Source organism: Serratia proteamaculans (assembly GCF_946227095.1).
Taxonomy (GTDB): domain Bacteria; phylum Pseudomonadota; class Gammaproteobacteria; order Enterobacterales; family Enterobacteriaceae; genus Serratia; species Serratia proteamaculans_E.
The window spans coordinates 1-19,430 of record NZ_CAMISV010000019.1; the positions used below are offsets into that span (position 1 = coordinate 1).

Annotated in this window: 17 protein-coding genes and 1 rRNA gene; 4 read left to right on the forward strand and 14 right to left on the reverse strand. The window is 56.5% G+C overall.

Going from position 1 to position 19,430, the window contains the following annotated elements; genetic code table 11:
• The first annotated feature begins 24 nt into the window (after positions 1 to 24).
• Both rrf and OC597_RS24805 read left to right on the forward strand, forming a co-directional pair.
• Positions 25 to 140: ribosomal RNA gene (gene rrf, locus OC597_RS24800) — 5S ribosomal RNA — on the forward strand.
• A gap of 234 nt (positions 141 to 374) precedes the next feature.
• A complete protein-coding gene (locus tag OC597_RS24805; protein WP_261285987.1) occupies positions 375 to 1,685 on the forward strand; it encodes an MFS family transporter in 1,311 nt (436 codons plus the stop codon).
• Between the two features lies 1 nt (position 1,686).
• Here the strand turns inward: OC597_RS24805 and OC597_RS24810 are convergent, their stop codons facing one another.
• The 5 genes from OC597_RS24810 to trxC form a co-directional block, all read right to left on the reverse strand.
• Positions 1,687 to 2,019 carry a YfiM family lipoprotein gene (locus OC597_RS24810; RefSeq protein WP_261463782.1) on the reverse strand — a complete coding sequence of 111 codons (333 nt, stop codon included), beginning with the start codon at positions 2,017 to 2,019 and terminating at the stop codon, positions 1,687 to 1,689.
• Positions 2,020 to 2,098: 79 nt separating this feature from the next.
• On the reverse strand, positions 2,099 to 3,454 hold the full coding sequence (gene pssA, locus OC597_RS24815; RefSeq protein WP_261285985.1) for a CDP-diacylglycerol--serine O-phosphatidyltransferase: 1,356 nt from the start codon (positions 3,452 to 3,454) through the stop codon (positions 2,099 to 2,101).
• Positions 3,455 to 3,607: 153 nt separating this feature from the next.
• Positions 3,608 to 6,256 carry a bifunctional acetate--CoA ligase family protein/GNAT family N-acetyltransferase gene (locus OC597_RS24820; protein WP_262210938.1) on the reverse strand — a complete coding sequence of 883 codons (2,649 nt, stop codon included), beginning with the start codon at positions 6,254 to 6,256 and terminating at the stop codon, positions 3,608 to 3,610.
• Between the two features lie 33 nt (positions 6,257 to 6,289).
• Positions 6,290 to 6,994 carry a tRNA-uridine aminocarboxypropyltransferase gene (locus OC597_RS24825; RefSeq protein ID WP_207979489.1) on the reverse strand — a complete coding sequence of 235 codons (705 nt, stop codon included), beginning with the start codon at positions 6,992 to 6,994 and terminating at the stop codon, positions 6,290 to 6,292.
• A 118-nt stretch (positions 6,995 to 7,112) separates the two neighbouring features.
• On the reverse strand, positions 7,113 to 7,532 hold the full coding sequence (gene trxC, locus OC597_RS24830) for a thioredoxin TrxC (protein ID WP_261258827.1): 420 nt from the start codon (positions 7,530 to 7,532) through the stop codon (positions 7,113 to 7,115).
• A 208-nt stretch (positions 7,533 to 7,740) separates the two neighbouring features.
• Between trxC and OC597_RS24835 the strand changes: the two genes are divergently transcribed.
• Positions 7,741 to 8,841, forward strand: a complete 1,101-nt coding sequence (locus OC597_RS24835) for a tRNA/rRNA methyltransferase (protein ID WP_261258828.1) — start codon at positions 7,741 to 7,743, stop codon at positions 8,839 to 8,841.
• Positions 8,842 to 9,023: 182 nt separating this feature from the next.
• On the opposite strand, the gene emrB is transcribed toward OC597_RS24835, so the two are convergent.
• The 7 genes from emrB to OC597_RS24870 all read right to left on the reverse strand — a co-directional run bounded on the left by emrB (position 9,024) and on the right by OC597_RS24870 (position 16,336).
• Positions 9,024 to 10,559, reverse strand: a complete 1,536-nt coding sequence (gene emrB, locus OC597_RS24840; protein WP_261258829.1) for a multidrug efflux MFS transporter permease subunit EmrB — start codon at positions 10,557 to 10,559, stop codon at positions 9,024 to 9,026.
• A 17-nt stretch (positions 10,560 to 10,576) separates the two neighbouring features.
• Positions 10,577 to 11,749, reverse strand: coding sequence for a multidrug efflux MFS transporter periplasmic adaptor subunit EmrA (gene emrA, locus OC597_RS24845; RefSeq protein WP_261258830.1), 1,173 nt, complete (start codon positions 11,747 to 11,749; stop codon positions 10,577 to 10,579).
• A 25-nt stretch (positions 11,750 to 11,774) separates the two neighbouring features.
• Positions 11,775 to 13,226 carry an efflux transporter outer membrane subunit gene (locus tag OC597_RS24850; RefSeq protein WP_261285983.1) on the reverse strand — a complete coding sequence of 484 codons (1,452 nt, stop codon included), beginning with the start codon at positions 13,224 to 13,226 and terminating at the stop codon, positions 11,775 to 11,777.
• Between the two features lie 21 nt (positions 13,227 to 13,247).
• Positions 13,248 to 13,769 carry a transcriptional repressor MprA gene (gene mprA / locus OC597_RS24855; RefSeq protein ID WP_085118444.1) on the reverse strand — a complete coding sequence of 174 codons (522 nt, stop codon included), beginning with the start codon at positions 13,767 to 13,769 and terminating at the stop codon, positions 13,248 to 13,250.
• Positions 13,770 to 13,928: 159 nt separating this feature from the next.
• Positions 13,929 to 14,282, reverse strand: coding sequence for an L-valine transporter subunit YgaH (gene ygaH, locus OC597_RS24860; RefSeq protein WP_262210943.1), 354 nt, complete (start codon positions 14,280 to 14,282; stop codon positions 13,929 to 13,931).
• A complete protein-coding gene (locus OC597_RS24865; protein ID WP_261258833.1) occupies positions 14,272 to 15,018 on the reverse strand; it encodes an AzlC family ABC transporter permease in 747 nt (248 codons plus the stop codon). The genes ygaH and OC597_RS24865 overlap by 11 nt, the downstream gene beginning before the upstream one ends.
• A 118-nt stretch (positions 15,019 to 15,136) precedes the next feature.
• Positions 15,137 to 16,336 carry an MFS transporter gene (locus OC597_RS24870; RefSeq protein WP_261258834.1) on the reverse strand — a complete coding sequence of 400 codons (1,200 nt, stop codon included), beginning with the start codon at positions 16,334 to 16,336 and terminating at the stop codon, positions 15,137 to 15,139.
• A gap of 104 nt (positions 16,337 to 16,440) precedes the next feature.
• On the opposite strand from OC597_RS24870, the gene OC597_RS24875 reads away from it, so the two are divergent.
• Entirely contained in the window at positions 16,441 to 17,319 is an 879-nt protein-coding gene (locus OC597_RS24875; protein WP_261285979.1) for a LysR family transcriptional regulator, read from the forward strand.
• A 37-nt stretch (positions 17,320 to 17,356) separates the two neighbouring features.
• Here OC597_RS24875 and proX (OC597_RS24880) read toward each other — a convergent pair whose 3' ends face one another.
• Together proX (OC597_RS24880) and proX (OC597_RS24885) are read right to left on the reverse strand one after the other, a co-directional pair.
• Entirely contained in the window at positions 17,357 to 18,358 is a 1,002-nt protein-coding gene (proX, locus tag OC597_RS24880) for a glycine betaine/L-proline ABC transporter substrate-binding protein ProX (protein WP_085118435.1), read from the reverse strand.
• 51 nt (positions 18,359 to 18,409) lie between these two features.
• Positions 18,410 to 19,405 (reverse strand): glycine betaine/L-proline ABC transporter substrate-binding protein ProX, encoded by a 996-nt coding sequence (gene proX / locus OC597_RS24885; RefSeq protein WP_262210947.1) that lies wholly within the window; start codon positions 19,403 to 19,405, stop codon positions 18,410 to 18,412.
• Between the last annotated feature and the right edge of the window lie 25 nt (positions 19,406 to 19,430).

Sequence of the window (19,430 nt, forward strand, 5' to 3'; positions counted from 1 at the left end):
GCGGTTGGAATGAAACAGAATTTGCCTGGCGGCCATAGCGCGGTGGTCCCACCTGATCCCATGCCGAACTCAGAAGTGAAACGCCGTAGCGCCGATGGTAGTGTGGGGTCTCCCCATGCGAGAGTAGGACACTGCCAGGCATCAAATAAAGCAACAAGCCCTACGTGAAAGCGTAGGGCTTGTTGTTTTGTGCGCTATAAAGCATTGCCGCGATCCCACTCAATTTTCACCCCAGTCTTCAATGCGCATCACATAAATCACGCTATATTCTTCGCCCGCTATTTGTTTTAATCGTTAACTAAATACTAACAATTAAATTACATTTAAACGGCGGGACGCCGACTTCACGGTTTATCTGGCTCGGAGAATATAAAATGACAGAAACAACCTCGGCCATTGAGGGTGGGGATACCGCCGATCTGGCAGTTCAGGACAAAAAGAAACGTATTTTCGCGATTGTTGGGGCTTCATCAGGGAATCTGGTGGAGTGGTTTGATTTTTACGTCTATTCCTTTTGCTCTATCTACTTTGCCGCTTCGTTTTTCCCTGCCGGCAACAGCACTACTCAACTGCTGCAAACCGCCGGTGTGTTTGCCGCTGGTTTCTTTATGCGCCCGATCGGCGGCTGGTTATTCGGTTATATTGCCGATAAGCATGGCCGTAAAAACTCGATGTTGATTTCCGTCTGTATGATGTGCGCCGGATCCCTGGTGATCGCCTGCTTACCGACCTATGAGTCGATTGGCAGTTGGGCGCCGGTGCTGCTGCTGGTTGCCCGCCTGTTCCAGGGGCTGTCGGTTGGTGGCGAATATGGCACCAGCGCTACTTATATGAGTGAGGTGGCCATAAAGGGGCGGCGCGGCTTCTATGCATCTTTCCAATATGTCACGCTTATTGGCGGCCAGCTGTTGGCGCTGCTGGTTCTGGTGGCGTTACAGCAAATCCTTTCTACCGAAGAACTCAAAGCCTGGGGCTGGCGCGTTCCCTTTGCAATAGGGGCGGTATTGGCCGTAGTGGCGTTATATCTGCGCCGCTCACTAAATGAAACTTCCGATGCTAAAACCCGTAATCATAAGGATGCCGGTTCGCTGAAAGGGCTGTGGAAGAATCGCAAGGCCTTCCTGATGGTACTGGGCTTTACCGCTGCTGGTTCGCTGAGTTTCTATACGTTTACCACCTATATGCAAAAGTATCTGGTCAATACCTCTGGGATGGATGCCAAGCTGGCCAGCGGTATTATGACCGCTGCCCTGTTTATCTACATGTTGTTGCAGCCGTTGGTTGGGGCATTATCGGATAAGATTGGTCGTCGTAGTTCAATGCTGATCTTTGCTTCGTTCGCCACCTTACTGACGGTACCAATCCTGCTGACGCTGAAAAACGTCACCAACCCCTATGCGGCGTTTGGCCTGATCGTGCTGGCCTTATTCATCGTCAGTTTCTATACCTCGATCAGTGGGTTGCTGAAAGCCGAGATGTTCCCGCCAGAAGTGCGGGCGTTAGGGGTTGGTCTGTCTTATGCGGTGGCTAACGCGATGTTTGGCGGGTCTGCAGAATATGTTGCGCTGTCGCTGAAGTCGTACGGCATCGAAAACGCCTTCTTCTGGTATGTTTCCGGCATGTGTCTACTGGCGCTGATCGTTTCGCTCCGTTTGCATCGCAAGGGGAAAGAGATCCAACTGTGAATCAGCGGGTAGCGTGGTACAGGCTATAACCGGTAGCCGCGCCCGCTACGTCCCAGGCAAAATCCTTCCAGCTCCAGCCGGTGCCACCTTCGCGACTGTCATACAGTTCTTTGGCGGCACCGAGCCCGATTGAGAACATCAGGCCAAAGCTACGGCTGCGGGCCTCACTCCAGTTTTGATGGTCACCATAAGCGGCACCGGCGGCGGCAAAGACGGCGGAAGAGACAAAATGCTGAGCCTTGTCTTTCCCGGTCCAGCGGTCATTGGCCAGATGAGTACAACCACTGGTGAACAGTAAAAAGGGCAACACAGCCAGGCAGCGAAGTAGGCGCATAATGAAAACATCCTGTTGTCATGACACATAAAAAACCCCGGCATGGGCCGGGGTCTGCGATAGCTGAATTATAGCGCGGTTACAGTATACGGCTAATCAATCGGTCGATGCGGATACGGCGCAGACGACGGATCAACTTACGCACTTTGATCGGATATTCCTGGATGCTTTGCAAGTCCAGGTAGTTTCCCACCACGGTGGTATGGGTACGGATGCACTCTAGCTCTTTGTGCCGCTGCTCACGCAGTTCCTGCTTGGGATCGTGGATCAGAATGGCATTCTCCAGATCCAACCGCCAGGCGCGTGGGTTAAGGTTATTGCCGGTAATCAACTGCCATTCGTCATCTACCCACATGCCTTTCAGGTGGTAGCTGTTATCACCGTCTTTCCACAGCCGAACAATCAGCTGACCGGTATCGACATAACGCTGCAGGCGGCTGAGAAAGCGTCGCAGGTTGATTTCGTACAGATAAGGCAGCGCACCGATAATTTTGAACGGCTGATCTTCCGGAATATAGAAGTCATTAGCGGTTTTGTCACCGACAATGATTTCCACCTGTTTGCCCTGGCGCAGCAGATAGATGATATTACGCACCAGCAAGGCAGGTAGGTTGAAGTAGGGGGTACACAACGTCAGTTTCTGATCTGCGCTGGACATCAGGTGGTGAATGGTTTTATTCAGCACGCTTTGTTTACCCAGCCCAACCAGCGGTGTTACCGCCAGCTCATCGTTGCTCGCCTTGTTACTAAACTGATAGCCGGCGCGGCGCAGGCCAAAGCGGAACAGGCGAGTTTCGTTTTTGATCTCTGGGCTTTTGGGACGATCGTCACGATCCAAACGCTGTACGGCACCGGCAGTCAGCAGGTGTTGTTTGATGTAATCGATCAGGGTATTGGCCAACGGGTTGTTGGTGATCAACTGGTAGCGATCGTAGCGGTATTTCTCATGCTGATGCAGGTAAACGTCGTTGATACTGGCACCGCTGTAAATCACGGTATCGTCGACAACAAAACCTTTCAGATGCAACACGCCCAAGGCTTCACGGGTATTGACCGGCACGCCGTATATTGGCACGGGCAACCCCGGATGCTGGTCTGCCATGGCGCAGTACCAGTCAGCATTGGTATTGGCGGCCGCGGCACCGATGCGCCCACGCTGGGCGCGATGCCAGTCGACCAGAATGCAAATCTCCAGCTCGGGACACCGCTGCTTCGCCTGATAAAGTGCGTTGAGAATATCGCGCCCGGCGTCGTCGTGCTCCAGATACAGAGCGACCAGATAAATGCGTTGGGTGGCGTTAGCGATTAATTCCAGCAGGGTGGCGCGGTAATCAGACGGCGTGTACAAAGTGCGTACATCAGCTACCGTCTGGGGGAGTTTGGGCAGTTGTGCAAGGTGTTGTTGATGTTTGCTACGTTTAAATTTTGACAACATCACAGTGCGCTTCTTCTCTCATGATTAGATGGCCAGAACGCCAAATACGGAAAAACAATAAATCGAATAATCGGGCGATAATACCACTAGTTGCCTCGATTGTGCGTATGTTTTGGCGTTAAGTGGTGGATTCGTAGCGCATTGCGACACAGGTCACTGCGCTTCCTCCGTCTGCAGCGGCAGGGTCAAATTGACGATACCGTCCTCCAGTTGCACATCGATACCGAAGCCCAGCCGTTGTGCCAGTCCTATCATGCCGCGGTTGTTTGGCATGGTGATCCCGGTCAGACGGGTCAGCCCGTGGGCACGGGCATAGGCAATCATTTTTTCCAACAGTTGACGGCCCAGTCCCAGCCCTTTCAGGTCGGAGCGCACCAGCACGGCGAATTCCGCGTCGGTATTGTCCGGATCGGACAGGGCGCGCGTTACGCCGATAATCTGCTCATCGCGCACGGCGACAAAAGCCATCTCCCGATCGTAGTCGATCTGCGTCATGTTAGCCAAATCGTCATGGGTAAACTCGTTGATCTCACTGAAGTAGCGATAGTAGAGATCTTCCTTGGTTACGCGATCGATAAAGTGTTTCAGTGCAGGCTCATCCTCCGGCAGGATAGGCCGGAACAGGCATTGTGAACCGTCTTTCAAGCCAATGGTCTCTTCCAGCTCATGGGGATAGGGGCGGATGGCCAGCCGTGCCTGCGGGTCACCCTCAAACGGAGCAAGCTGCATGGAAACGTCCAACAGGGTGAATTCGCTGCCGGAAGCCAGTACCGGGTGGATATCCAGCCGGGTGATTTCCGGGCAGTCGAGGATCAGGTTGGATACCTGAACCAGCAGGCGGCTCAGTCCGGGAATATCCAGAGGCCTCAGGGCACTGCGCCCGCGGATCTTGCCACCTTTCACTGCCTGCAATACCAGATAGCGCGCCAGCGCCATATTCAGCGGCGGTAACGCCACTGCGACCTGATTTTCCTGCCGCCATTCGATGCCGCCTTCACCCAGCATGATCAGTGGGCCAAAAATGGCATCCTGTTCCACCGCTATACGCAATTCCTGAGCGCCGGCGCGGTTGGCCATGCTCTGTACCAGCAGGCCATGAATACGCGCCTGCGGATAGGTGCGTTTTACCCGATCCAGAATAGCCTCTGCGGCACGCTGCACCTCGGTGGCGGTGCGTAAATAGAGCATAACGCCCTGGACTTCAGACTTATGGGGAATATCCGGCGAACGCAGTTTCAAGGCGACCGGGTAGCCAATTTGTTCGGCTATATGCACCGCTTCGGCGCTGTCTTCGGCAATCCAGGTCGGCAGCGTCGTCAGGTCATAGGCCTGCAGAATGGATTGCACCTCGTGAGTATCGAGCTGCGTAGCGCCTTCGGCCAGCGCCTGCTGAATCAGCCTATGGGCATCGGCGGTGTTGGCGGTCAGGCCGACCGGCAGCGCCGGTGTCTCTTTTAGCTGTTTCTGATTACGGCGATATTCCACCATATGCATAAACGCGGTCACCGCGCCTTCCGGGGTACGGTAGGTTGGAATGCCGGCCTCGGTAAACAGTCGCCGGGCTTCCTGCGAAGAGTATTCGCCGCACCAGTTGGTGAGCAGCGTAATACGTTTACCACGCGGGTGTTGGCGCACCGCCTCGATAATCCGTTCGGCGGTGAGGGTGCCCGGGGCCGCTGCGCTTGGCGCGTGGATCAGCAGCAGGGCGTCGTAGTCATGACTGTCGAGCAGCGTTTTGACCGCCGCCAGATAACGTTGTGGCGTCGCATCATCACGCAGATCGATTGGATTCCCCGCGTGGATAAACTCGGGCAAGCTTTCGCCAAGCCGAGCCAGGATCTCATCCCCTAACTGCGCCAGCTTGCCGTTGCGGCCCAGCAGTTCGTCCAGGGCCATTGCGGCAGGAGCGGCACCGTTGCTGACGATCATCAACCGCTCTCCGCGCAGCGGGTGCATATGGCTTAGGGTTTCTACTGCCGAGAACAGCTCATGGGTATCCTGTACGCGCAACAAACCGGCGCGCTGGATGGCGGCATCGTAGGCGGCATCCAACCCCTGTTGGCTGTTGAGCAACAGCTGGGCCTGCTGGCTGCGGCCGCTTTTAACCACCAGAATCGGCTTGTTGCGTGAAGCGCTGCGCGAGGCGGATAAAAAGCGTCGTGCGTCGCTGATATTTTCCAGGTACAGCAGGATGGCGCTGGTTTTACTGTCGCGCGCCAGAAAATCCAGCAGGTCGTCGACGTCAATATCCAGGCTGTCGCCCAGCGCGATAAAATAGGAAAAGCCGACTTCACGCTGTTGCGCCCAGTCGAGAATGGTGTTGGCCACGGCGGCAGACTGGGAAATAAACGCCAGCTTGCCCTTGAGGATAGGCACCGGTGAAAAACTGGCGTTGATACCTTGCCACGGCGCCAGCAGACCCAGACTGTTTGGCCCCAGTAGGCGCATCGAATAACGCTGCGCGCAGGCTTTCAGCTCGGCGAACTGTTCCGGCGGGGAGGAGAGCACAATGGCGGTTTTGCAGCCGCGTTGCCCCAGATCTTCAATCAGTGCCAGGTTGCGCTGTGCATGGGTGCAAAGTATCGCCAAATCGGGGCTGATTGGCAGGCTGGCGACGTCCGGGTAGGCCATGACACCGCACACGGCCTTGTAGCGTGGCGTCACCGGCATCACCGGCCCGTTGAAGCCACCGGCCAGCAGGTTGCTCATCATCAGGTTACCGGCGCGGCCGGGCTGTTGTGAAGCGCCGAGAACGGCAATCGATTTAGGACGTAAAAGCGCTTCTAACCCTCGCTGGCTCATGCACGACTCCTTTAGGCAACGTTACGCCTGATTTTAGGCGTTTTGCGACGGCTTTGCTGTGACCGGTGCCTCCGGCCGGGTAGGTTTCCCTGCCAGATACTGTTGACGGAAATAGTGAAAATGCTGGGCCAGCCCGTCGGCGGCGGCCACATCACCGGCCTGCTGCAACAGCGCTGTCGCCACTTCAGCCGTGCAGTGCTGCTCGGTGCGGCTGGCTTCGCGCAGTTGGTAGTTGGAAGCGGCGGTCACGTTGAGTGAGAACACCGGGAACTGATTGAGGTACGGGCTTTTACGGAACATTTTGCTCGCCTCGGTCCAGGTGCCGTCGAGCATAATAAACAGCGGCGGTTTGCCACCGGCGGGCAGTTCGCTGAATACTGGCCGCTCGGGGGCGGCATAGGACGCGGGAAACACCACGTAAGGCTGGCGTTCGGGATCGTTAATGGCCGCCAGCAGGGCTGGGTCTACTTCAGTGCGCGACCAAAGAAATGCCTGAGTCTCCGGCAGAATATCGGCGATCAGTCGGCCGGTATTGCTCGGCTTCAGCGGCTCTGCACCAAACATGATCAGGCAAAAACGGCTGGCGGCCGGCTGCGGCTGAATAGTGTCACACAGGCAGTTCTTATGGGGCAGCAGGCAGCCCTGACAACGCGGTACGCGGTTGCCACGCGCCAGAAAGGGGCGGGTAGAGCGTTCCAAGCGAATTTGGCGCAGGCGAAGTACGGCGTTGTCGGTCATAAAGATCTCGGGGAAAACCGCCATTGTAACGCAGAAAAAAGCCCGACGGGAACAGTCGGGCTGGATTGGATCCTAGCGGTGTCATCCACAATGGGCAACACCGCCTATACTTTCTGCGTTAAACTAGTTCATTGAGCCAGTTATCGAACGGCGTTTTTGGCATGGCACCGTTGAGCATGTCGACCATTTTCCCATCGCGGAACAGCATAATGGTCGGAATGCTGCGAATGCGGAAGCGGGCGCTCAGTTCGGGTTCGGCCTCGGTATTGACCTTCACGAAGCGGACTTTGCCGGCGCGCTCTTCGGCGACGTCTTCGAAGGTCGGGGCAAAACTGACGCAAGGGCCGCACCAGGGTGCCCAAAAATCGACCACCACCGGCAGGCCATCCTGCAACAACGCGTCCAGTGTGGCGGCGGTGGCGTTGATCACCTCGCCGTCAAAGAGCGCATGGCCACAGCGGCCGCATTTCGCACCGTCAGCCACTCGTTCTTCAGGGACGCGGTTGGTGGCATTACAAGCTGGACAAACTGTATTCATGATGACCTCGGATACTGAGAAAGCACGACACACCGCACTCGGGTTGCGGATATGTTTCTTTAATGCTGCTTATTATCGTTAAAAGTGGGGCAATGAACAAAGAGGTTTGTTCGATGAATACGATAGTTGTTAGCTTTTAGCGCAAGTAGGTGGCTTAGCACCCTAACATCAGGTAATCTTCGCGCCCTGCGCGTTGGTGGAGAAGAAAATGAACGATTCATTTAGTGGCAAGAACGGTAAAGTTAAAGTGATGTACGTCCGCAGTGACGACGACAGCAGCAGCGACGACCGTAACAAGAATAAGCGTCCGGCCGGCAAAGGCCGTCCGGCAGACGGTGCGCGCACTTCGGGCCGTACCGGTCAGGACAAGCCGCGCGGTAATAATGATCGCCGTGGCTCTGGCTCTGATTCCCGCCGCAGTGAAAGCGATCGTCCTCGCCGTCCAGCGCACACTGAAGACCGTGGCGGTTATGATTCGCCGTGGAAAACTGTGTCACGTGGCCCGGAAGAAGAGCCGGCGTTTGATCACGGTGGCATCAGCGGTAAAAGCTTTATCGATCCAGAACAGTTGCGTCGTCAGCGTGCGGAAGAAACCCGCGTTTACGGTGAAAACGCCTGTCAGGCCCTGTTTGCCAGCCGTCCGGACGCTATCGTCCGCGCCTGGTTCGTACAGTCGGTCACGCCACGTTTTCGTGAAGCACTGCGCTGGATGGCGGCGAACCGCAAGGCCTACCACGTGGTGGATGAAGAAGAGCTGGCCAAAGCGTCCGGCACCGAACACCACGGCGGCGTCTGCTTCCTGATTAAGAAGCGCCAGGGTCTGGATGCGCAAACCTATCTGAAAGAAGCTCCGGCGAAAGACTGCGTGCTGGCGTTGGAAGAAGTGGGTAACCCGCACAACCTGGGTGCTATCGTCCGTTCTTGTGCTCACTTTGGCGTTAACGGCGTATTGTTGCAGGATCCGGCGGTGCTGGAGTCTGGTGCAGCAGTGCGTACGGCTGAAGGCGGCGCGGAACACATCAAGGCAATTAACGCCGATGATTTCCTGTCGGTGCTGGATACCTTCCGCAAGGCGGGTTACGCCATCGTCACCACCTCGAGCCACAAAGGGACCCCACTGGCGCAGGCTAAACTGCCGGCCAAAATGGTACTGGTACTGGGTCAGGAACGTGACGGTCTGAGCGACAGTGCCTGGCAGCAGGGTGACATGAATGTGTCTATCGGCGGTACCGGCAAGGTGGAAAGTCTGAACGTATCGGTCGCGACCGGCATTTTGCTGGCTGACTGGTGGCGTCAAAACCAAGCTTGATATACCCGTCGCCTTTCAAGCTGCAGCGTTGTTACCTGCACTAACTCACCCCAGTTACTTACTAGAGTAAGCGTCTGGGGATGAGTGAGTTGGTCGCCTAGCTACAACTTGAAATTCATAGGGTATACATAATATGTCATAAAAAACGGGCGCCTCAGGGCGCCCGTTTTGTTTTCTGCTGTTTAGTGAGCGCCGCCGCCCCCACCGCCGGAGCTGAATGGCGGTTTCGCCACCCAGACCAGCGCCAGCAGGATCAGGAACACCCCAGCCGACAGCCAGAATATCTCGTTAGCCGAGATAATCAGCCCCTGTGCGGTGATCTCGTTGGCGATATAAGCCGACGCCTGCTGCTTGCTCATGCCAATCTGTTCCAGTTGCCGGTACATATCCTGCGACTGCGGGCTGTAAGGATTCACAAACTCCGCCAGCTGTGAGTGATGCTGCGATTCGCGCTGCGTCCACAGGGTGGTGGTGATCGACGTCCCGATCGACCCCGCCAGCGTACGGGTAAAGTTCGACAGGCTCGATGCCGCTGCCATACGTTCCGGCGGCAGGCCGGACAGCGTAATGGTGGTCAATGGCATAAAGAAGCAGGCGATGGCGAAGCCCTGGACAAACTGCGGCCAGGCCGAGGCGCCAAAATCCATTCCCGGTTCAAACGTATAGGCGCGCCAGTAGAAGCACACGGCATACATAATGAAGCTGAAGGTCACCAGTCGGCGCATGTCGAGCCGGTTACCGAACTTACCGATGATCGGCGACAGCAAGACCGGTATCAATCCGATCGGTGCCGAAGCCAATCCTGCCCAGGTGGCGGTATAGCCATATACCTCCTGCAGCAACTGTGGCAATAGCACAATGGCACCGAAGTACAGCATATAGGCCAGACTGATACACAGGCAGCCGACGGTAAAGTTGCGTGACTTGAACAGCGACAGATCCACCACCGGGTGGTCGTCCGTCAGTTCCCAGATTATCAGGAACACCAGCGCCACCACTGCCACTACCGTCAGCACGATTATCTCGGTTGAGTTGAACCAGTCCAGCTCCTTACCCTGATCGAGCATCACCTGCAGCGAGCCAATCCCGACGATCAACAGCACCAGACCGACGGTGTCGATCGGTTTGATCTCGGTTTTGGTTTCCCTGCCTTTCAACGTCGACATCGCCACCAGGATCACTACGGCGCCAATCGGGATGTTGATGAAGAAGATCCAGCCCCAGTGATAGTTGTCACTGATATAACCGCCGAGGATCGGCCCGAATATGGGCGCGACGATCACCGTCATCGACCATAGCGCCAGGGCCATCGCTCGCTTGGCGGGCGGATAGTTGTTCAGCAACAGGCTCTGCGACAGCGGGATCAACGGCCCCGCGACCACACCCTGGATCACGCGGAAGAAGATCAGCATGCCCAGGCTGTTGGAGATGCCGCACAGCCAGGAAGCGAGCACGAACAGCGCGGTGGACCACAGGAACAGTCGCACTTCACCGACGCGCTTCGCCAACCAGCCGGTAATCGGGATCGAGATGGCGTTCGCCACGCCAAACGAGGTGATCACCCAGGTGCCCTGCGAGTTGGAAGACCCGAGGTTCCCCGCAATGGTCGGGATCGCCACGTTGGCAATGGTGGAGTCCAGTACCTGCATAAAGGTCGCCATGGCGAGCGCGACCGTCATCCAGGCGAGCTGGGCACCTTCAAGCGGTTTCTGTGCCAAGGTAGCCTCCCACGCGCTTAGCCGGCATTCGCATGGATCACGTCAGCGATCATCTGGTTAACCGGCGCCAGGTTCAACGCCAATGCGTTGGTCTGGTACAGCGGCTTGTCACGCACCACGTCAGACAGCACGCGGCCATCCAGGTTGGTGGTGTCAACTTTCACCAGCGTTGACAGACCGATACGCAGCGGATGATCGGCGATTTGCTTGGCATCCAGCTCAATACGTACCGGCAGACGCTGAACCACCTTGATCCAGTTACCGGTGGCGTTCTGTGCAGGCAGCAGTGAGAAGGCGCTGCCGGTGCCCATATCGATACCGACTACTTTGCCGCTGTACACCACGTCGTCACCGTAAATGTCACTGACCACGGTGGCCGACTGACCGATGCGCATATTGGCGATCTGAGTTTCCTTGAAGTTGGCGTCCACCCAGATGTGATCGGCAGGCACCACCGCCATCAGCGGGGAACCGGCGGCGATTTGCGCGCCAACCTGTACGCTGCGGCGAGACACATAGCCGGTGATCGGGCTGATGATTTTGGTACGTTGCAGCGCCAGCCAGGCGTCACGCATTTGCGCAGCGGACTGTTGAATCGCCGGCTGTTGCTCCAGCGGGGTGTTCAATACCATCGCCTGGTTGGCGTTGTATTGTTGAACCGCCACTTCCAACGCCGCTTTGGCGCTGTCGACCGCATCACGCGCATGTTGCAGTTCTTCACGGCCGATGGCGTCAAGGCTGCCCAGTACCACGCGGCGTTTCAAGTCGCTTTCGGCCTTGCTCAGGTCAGATTTGCGCAGGGCAATGTTGGCCTGATACTGCTTGCTGTTGATGATCAGCTGGTGGGTCTGACGCACGCTGTTGGCCAGGCCGGTTTTGGCGCGTTCGAGCGCCTGTTCGGCATCGGTCGGATCCAGCGTGAGTAGCACATCCCCCTGCTTCACGTAGTCGGTATTGTCGAAGTTGACGCTGTTAACGCTACCGTTCACCTGGGCCATGATCTGCACCTGGTTGCCGGCCACATAGGCGTCGTCCGTTTCCTGATGATGACGCAACACCAGGAACCAATACACTAAATATGCCACCCCAATAACAACGAAAATAACCGTCAGCAACAGCAGCCAAAATTTACGCTGTTTCTTTTTGCCGGCCGGTTGTGGCGGGGTCTGAGTCTCCGCACTTGCGCTCATGGTGTTCTCCAAGCTCTCTATTTTATTATGCTTTTGAATCCGCAGTGACCGGGGCCTGATAGCCACCGCCCAGCGCACGGATCAGTCCTATCTTCGCCTGCAGCAAGTTGCTGTTGGCATTCAGTTCCGCCTGTTGCTGCTGCAAGAGCTGCGTCTGGCTGGTTAACAACTGGTCGCGCCCGATAATCCCTGCCTGGTATCGAGCGTTAGCGACGCGGTACACCTGTTGCATCGATTGGGACGCAGATGCCGCCTGCAGCTGCTGTTGCGCAGTGCTTTGTTGGACGGTAATGGCATCGGCGGTTTCCTGCACGGCATTCAGGATAGTTTGGTTATAAGATTCCACTGCCTGGTCATACAGCGCGGACTCTTCACCCAGCTTGCTGCGCAGTGCACCAGCGTGGAAGATCGGCAATGAAATTGCCGGCACCACGTTCCAGGCCTGGCTGGCCGCTTCAAACAGATTCGGGCTGGTACCACTGGTGTTAGTGGTGGTCAGGCCGGCAAAGGCTGAAATGGTCAGGCTGGGGTAAAATTCTTTACGGGCTGCGCTGACGCGTTGGTTATAGGACTCCACCAACTGACGTTGCGCGGCGATATCCGGGCGTTTGCCCAGCAGATCGGCGGTCAGCTCACCTTTTGGCGCCATCAGAGTGTTGGCGGGCAGAGCCACCGGGCGCAGGTGTTGCATGGCGCTCGGGCCCTGGCCGGCCAACGCGGCCAACTGGTGTCTAAGTTGTTCAATCTGCGATTGCAGTTGCAGGATCTGCTGTTTGGCGCCGTCGGCCTGCGCCTGACTTTGCTGCGGAACATCAACGCCGGTGATGCCGGCTTTATATTGCTGTTGACGCAAATCCGTCAGGCTTTGGTTGTTGTCCACTTCCTGCTGCAGCAGTTTTTCCAGCGCGAAATTGCTCTGCAACTGGTAATAGGCAGAGGCCACCGAGCTGGTCAACGTCAGCGCAGCCTGTTCCTGCTCGGCGCGGGCTGCATCGACCTGTGCCTTGGCGGCGTTAACCTGATTGCGGTATTTACCCCACCAGTCAAACTCATAGGCCAGGTTCAGCCCCAGCGAGTTGGACGTCTCGTAGATCGGCTGATGCGGGTAGCCCAGTCCCAGGTTGACGTTCTGCGGGACTTTCTGACGGTTGCTGCTGGCGTTCAGATCCAGATTCGGGCCGTTGGCCGCACTGGCTTCACCCACCACGCTCTGTGCCTCACGCACGCGACCGGCCGCCTGTCTCAGCGTCGGCGAGCTTTGCAGCGTCTGGGTCATCAGGCTGTCGAGCTGCGGATCGTTAAGCGAACGCCACCACTGTGGGCTAACGTTCAGCGAGCTGACCTTCGGCTGTGACAGTTGCAGGCTCTGCGAGTCCATCAGGGTGGATTGCGGGGCAATATTGTCGGTAGAGGCGCACCCGGCCAGCAGCAATACGGCGAACAGCGGGGTGAATCTCCAGTTAAACGGGGATCGCATAGTCGGTTACCTGAACAGAAATTATTGGGATAACTGTCCTGAAACTTCCATCTGGTCCAGACGCGTTAACAATTTGCGCGTCAGCTGTTCCAGCTGCTGCTGTTCATCATCGTTCAGCGTGGACCACAGGAAATGCAGACATTTGTGCTGCGGTGGCAGCAATTGGTTGAGAAACTCTTCTCCCTGCGGCGTCATGTGCAGATGCAGGCAACGACGGTCATGGTCGCTTTCCCGGCGTTCAATCCAGCCGCGTTTTTCCAGTTCATCGGCAATCCGCGTGGCATTGGTGCGTGACGAGCCCAGAGCAGAGCTTAGCTCAGAAGGCTGAATGCTGTGACTCTCCTGCGCATCCAGAGTAATCAGCGCCATAAACAGTGTTTCGTTAATCCCTTGTGCCTTGAGCATTTTATTGCGGTTTTCCAGCAGCTTGCTTTGCATATGCATGCACAGCCGGGTCAACAGAATTTCCTGATAAGGAAAATCTTTCTGACGTTTTGCACGGAAATTAAGCATTTGTTCAATGGGAGTAAACGAGCTTTCCATAATTTTGGGCCTCATTAATTTCGTTCGAGATAGTAACGATAGTGATTAATAATGTAAATCTTCAGCCGTGCGAATAATTTAGCAATTCGTGTCATTTGTAAGTTGTTTGTCAACGACCCATTCGCGAACGACTGCTTAGCCTGGGGATGACGGACAAAATCAAAGGCTGGCTGGAGCGAGAATCATAAATATTTTTAACGTGATGCCAAAGGCGACTGCGCCACACAGCGTGGACAGAATGATGCTTTTACTGCGGTAAAAGCACAGCCCCAGCGCCGCAAAACCGATCAGCGTCGGCCACAGTTTGTCCGGTTCGCGCATCACCACCGGCGTGCTGGAAACCACCAACAGTGCACAAATCGAGGCGATACCAATGCTGTCGAGCAACAGTGCGGTTTTACCGCGCTTGATCCCCGGTTGGGCACGTGCGGGTGCCAGGCGTAAGGGTAAGTAGCGAAACAGGTAATTTGCGCAACCGACCACCAGGCCAATCATCACCACATCAGTGTTCATCAATCGCCTCCGTTACAGTGGGTTGGAACAGGGCGGCAATACAGCCGGCGCTGATGCCGGCTAAAATGGCGACGGGGATAGAAAACAGCACCACGCCGAGCAGTGCGCCAGCCAGTGCGGCGGCGATAGTCAGACTTTGCGGACGCCTGAAGGCTGCCAGCAGGAAGCTGAGGAACAGCGCCGGCAACATAAAGGACAACGAGGCTTCAATCACCGGGTATTGCTCCAGCGGCCCGTTACCGAACAGCGCACCGATGGCGGTTCCCGCCACCCAGGAAAGCCAGGAGCACAGTGAAATACCGATCATCCAGTTCTCGCTCCAGCTGCGGTTATTACGCATCAGCTTGGCGGTAGCGGCGGCGAACACCTCGTCGGTCAGGCCAAAGGCCCAGAGTGCGGTTTTACCGCCCGACATGCGTGAAACGATACGGTGGCGCAGAGCGGGGCCATACAGCAGATGCCGTATGTCCATTGCCATCACTGTCAGCGCGGAAACCCACAGCGACATACCGGCACTCAGCAGGGCGGTGATCACAAACTGGCTGGCACCGGCATAGATAATGCAGGAAAAGAAGATGCTCTCCAGCGGGGAGAATCCCAGCTTAACGGCGCTCAGGCCAAAAGCAAAAGCCACCGGCACATAGCCGATGACGATCGGTAAACTGTCGACGACGCCGTGGGTGAAGGTAGAGCTGACGGCAGGGGGATTAAGGCTTTCTGCAGCTTGGCTTTGCATTTTTATTAGTGTCGCAGGATAGAGATTAATAGTTCATCTGCAGAACATTACCAGAGAGTGAGTAATGTTTATACCCTGCGGCGCTAATAAATTTCGACTATGACTATTCGCTTGCTAATCAGATTGTCGCCGGTCCTTGCGGATCATGGTGCTTGCCGCGCCACCAGGTCAGCAGGTTGAGAAGACATAAAACGCCCCCGGCAGCGGCAACGCCGGTCCAGCCTGCATGTTGATAGGCCGAGGCTGACAGCAGTGAGCCGAGCGCACCACCGATGAAATAGCTGGTCATGTAGCCGGCGGTCAGGCGGTTACGCGCCTCCGGCATAATCCGGTAAATCACGCTTTGGTTAGTGACGTGTACGGCCTGTACGGCCAGGTCGAGGATCAGGATGCCGGCGATCAACGCCCACAAGGATTGTTTAGCGAAAGCGATGGGTATCCAGGAAAGCAGCAGCAGCACCAGGCCAACGGTGGTGGTTAAACCGCCCTTACCCTGATCCGCCAAATGCCCGGCTCGTGAAGCCGCCAATGCACCGGCAGCGCCTACCAGGCCAAACAGGCCAATCACCCCTTCGGAATAGCCAAACGGCGGTGCCGCCAGCAGGAAGGCCATCGAAGTCCACAGCACGCTGAAGTTGGCGAACGACAGTGCCCCGAGTATCGCGCGGGTGCGCAGCAGGGGGGTACCGCAAAACAGGGTGAAGATAGATTTCAGCAACTGCGGGTAATTCAGCCCCGAATGCTGCTTGTAACGCGGCAGTGCGCGCCACAGGATCAGTGCCATCAGGATCATCAGCACGCTGGCTACCCAGTAAATGGTGCGCCAGCCGCCAATCGACGCCAGCGCTCCGGCCACGGTGCGCGCCAACAGAATGCCGAGCAGTAGGCCGCTCATAATAATACCGACGGTTTTGCCGCGCTTCTCCGGATGGGCCAAGGTGGCAGCCAGTGGTACCAAAATTTGCGCCACCACCGAGAACAGTCCGGTGAGCGCGGTACCGAGGATCATCATCGGCAAGGTGGTGGAACTGGCGGTGATCAGCATGCCGCCCGCGGCCAGCAGCGTCATAAAGACGATCAGCCCACGGCGTTCAAACATATCGCCGAGCGGTACCAGCAGCAGCAGACCAACGGCATAACCCAACTGGGCGGCGGTAACGATAAAACCGGCCTGATTCACCGACAGATCAAAGTTTTGGGCGATGGTTTCCAGCAGCGGTTGTGCGTAGTAGTTACTGGCGACGGCCAGACCGGTAGCGATGGCGATCAGCACGATCAGCGCCGGGCTGAGACCCGGCTGTGAATGTTGTTGGTTCATAAGATATTAATCACAGGGAAAAGTTAGCCGAAGTATCGGGCACGACAGCCGGCGAAACCAATGTATAATTTTCATTTGATCAATCTCATTTTGCGATAGATACCATGAACCTGAAACAGATCCGCTTTGCGCTGGCGGTAGCCGAAGAGCAGAGCTTTACCCGGGCGGCCCAGCGCTGCCATACGGTGCAGTCGGCCCTCAGCCACCAGATCGCCAAACTGGAAGAGGAACTGGGCTGTACATTGTTCGAGCGCACCTCGCGTCGGGTCAGACTGACCACCGCCGGGCAGGCGTTTATTCAACCAGCGCAACGGCTGCTGGCGGCGAAACAGGCGCTGGTGGAGGAGGTGGTTGCCGCCAGCGGCACGGTATCCGGTACCCTGACCATCGGCACCATTTCAACCATAAACGCGATTGATCTGACGGAAAAACTGGGCAACTTTCATCGCCATTATCCGGCGGTGAATATCCGGCTGTACGTGGGTATGAGCGAAGCATTGCTGGAAGACGTGCGCCAACAAAAGACAGACGTGGCGTTTGTCGGTATCTGGCCGGGGGATATCGATATGTTGCCAGTGTCGCATCGGCAGCTCACCGATGAGCCGCTGGTGGCGCTGGTGGCGACGCAGCATCCGCTGGCCAGCCGTCAGCGGGTCAATTTGCAAACCCTGTCAGAGGTGCCGCTGGTGGACTTTTACAGCGGTACCGGTGCCCGGCGGCAGACCGACCGAGCGTTTCAGGCGGCTGGCATCAAACGGCATGTCAGTTTTGAAATTGACCATATCGAATGGCTGGAGAATCTGGTGCGGCGTGGGTTGGCGGCAGGTATTGTGCCTATTTCGACGGCGCAGCGTTTAAGTTCGCTGGTGTCGATCCCGATTGAGGATGGTCCACGGCGACAGGTGTACTGCGTATGGCCGCAGCCGCTGTCAAGAACCGCCGAGCGGTTTTTGCAGTTTAGTGGGATAGGTATTGCTGAATGAAGAGAGTCGGGGCGCAGTGGCCTGCGCCCCGGAGCTATTACTTCTTCGCGGCTTCTGCGGCGGTTTTCACCCAGCCGTCGAAGGTGGCCTGATGTGCCTTGATCCAGCCGTTAACGTGATTCTGGATATCGGCTTCGGACGCCTGACCTTCATGCATACGCAGGTTCTGCGCATTCACATCGCTAATCGGCAGCTTCATGATGGCAAACAGCTCGGCAGCGGCCGGGTTGGCTTCGGCCCATTTTTTGTTGGCAACGATGCGCATGACACTTACTGGGAACCCATAGTTAGCGCCGTTAGGCAACTTGGTATCGATATCTTTCTGACTGCCCGGCAGGGAGGAGAAAGGGACCTGTAACCAGACAACGTCGCGCCCCGTGACCAGTACGTCGCTGAGCCAGTATGGTGTCCAAGTGTAGTACAGCACCGGTTTGCCTTCTTTGTAACGGGTAATAGTATCGGCAATCATCGCCGCGTAGTTACCCTGATTGTGCTCGACGGTTTTATCGAGGCCGTAGGCCTTGATGTGATTATTAATCACCGCTTCACAACCCCAGCCTGGTGTACAGCCAGTCAGATCGGCCTTGCCGTCTCCGTTGGTGTCAAACAGCTTGGCGATCTTCGGATCTTTCAACTGCTCAATGTTGGTGATGTGATACTTATCGGCGGTTTTCTTGTCGATCAGGTAACCCTGCGCAGCGTTATCTACGTAAATGCCTTTGCGGTAAAATTTAGCGTCGCCGCCGGCGGCCTTGTATTGATCATTGTGCAGCGGCTGCCAGTTCACCGCCATGAAGGTGGCATCGCCGGCAGCGATCGAGGTGTAAGCGACGTTATAGTCGACTTCACGGGTCTCCTTGACGTCATAGCCCAGCTTTTCCAGCGCTTTGCTGACCAGCAATGTCTGGAAGGTCTCTTCCGAGATGGTGCTCTGCACCGGCTGAACGGAGATGCCTTTGCCTGGCAAGTCTGCGGCGGAGACCGCCTGTGAGCTAATCAGTGTGGTAAGGGCAACCGCCCAGATTCCTGTAGTGCGCATAGTGAAATACCTTTTTTATGTTATGAAGCCGGGATTTCCGGCACGTCGGGATTATTTCGCTGCCGCAGCAGCGGTGCTGACCCAGCCATCAAAGGTGGCCTGATGGGCTTTAATCCAGCCGTCTACGTGGCGTTGTATATCGTCGGCGCTGTTCTCGCCCTTGTGCATACGCAGGTTCTGCGCATTTACGTCTGCCAACGGCAGTTTCATGATGGCAAACAGCTTGGCGGCAGCCGGGTTGGCCTGGGCCCAGGGCTTGTTGGCAACAATGTGTTCGTTATTGACGAAGAAGCCGTAATTTTTGCCGTTCGGCAACGCGGTATCCTTGTCTTTCAACGAACCCGGACTGGCTGAGAACGGCACGGTCAGCCAGACCACATCGCGGCCGGGCACCAGTTCGTCGCTGACCCAATACGGCGTCCAGGTGAAGTACAGCACCGGTTTGCCCTGTTTATAGCGGGTCAGGGTGTCGGCGATGATGGCGGAGTAGTTACCCTGGTTTTGAGTAACCGTGTTGCTCAGGCCATAGGCTTTGATATGGGTGTTGATCGCGCTGCCGCACACCCAGCCAGGCTCACAGCCGGCCAGATCCGCCTTGCCGTCACCGTCGGCATCAAACAGCCTGGCCAGCTTGGGATCTTTCAACTGGGAAATATCGCTGATGTGGTATTGATCAGCCGTTTTCTTGTCGATCAGATAACCCTGCGCCGCATTAGTGATATAGGCACCCTGACGATAAAACTTTTTGTCGCCGCCGGCGCTTTGGTACATGTCGGTTTGCAGCGGATCCCAGTTCACCGCCATGTAGGTGGCGTCACCGGAAGCGATAGAGGTATAGGCAATATTGTATTCCACCTCGGCGGTAGGCTGGACGTTATAGCCCAGCTTGACCAGCGCACGGTTGACCAGCTCGGTCTGAAAGCTTTCTTCGGCGAGGGTGCTTTGCAAGGGTTTAACCGTGATGCCTTTGCCGGGAAGTTCGACGGCGAACGCCTGTGTGCCAAGCAATGAAGTCAGGGCTAAAGCCCAAATTCCTGTCGAGCGCATAGTGGTTCCTTCGATTTTATTCGTG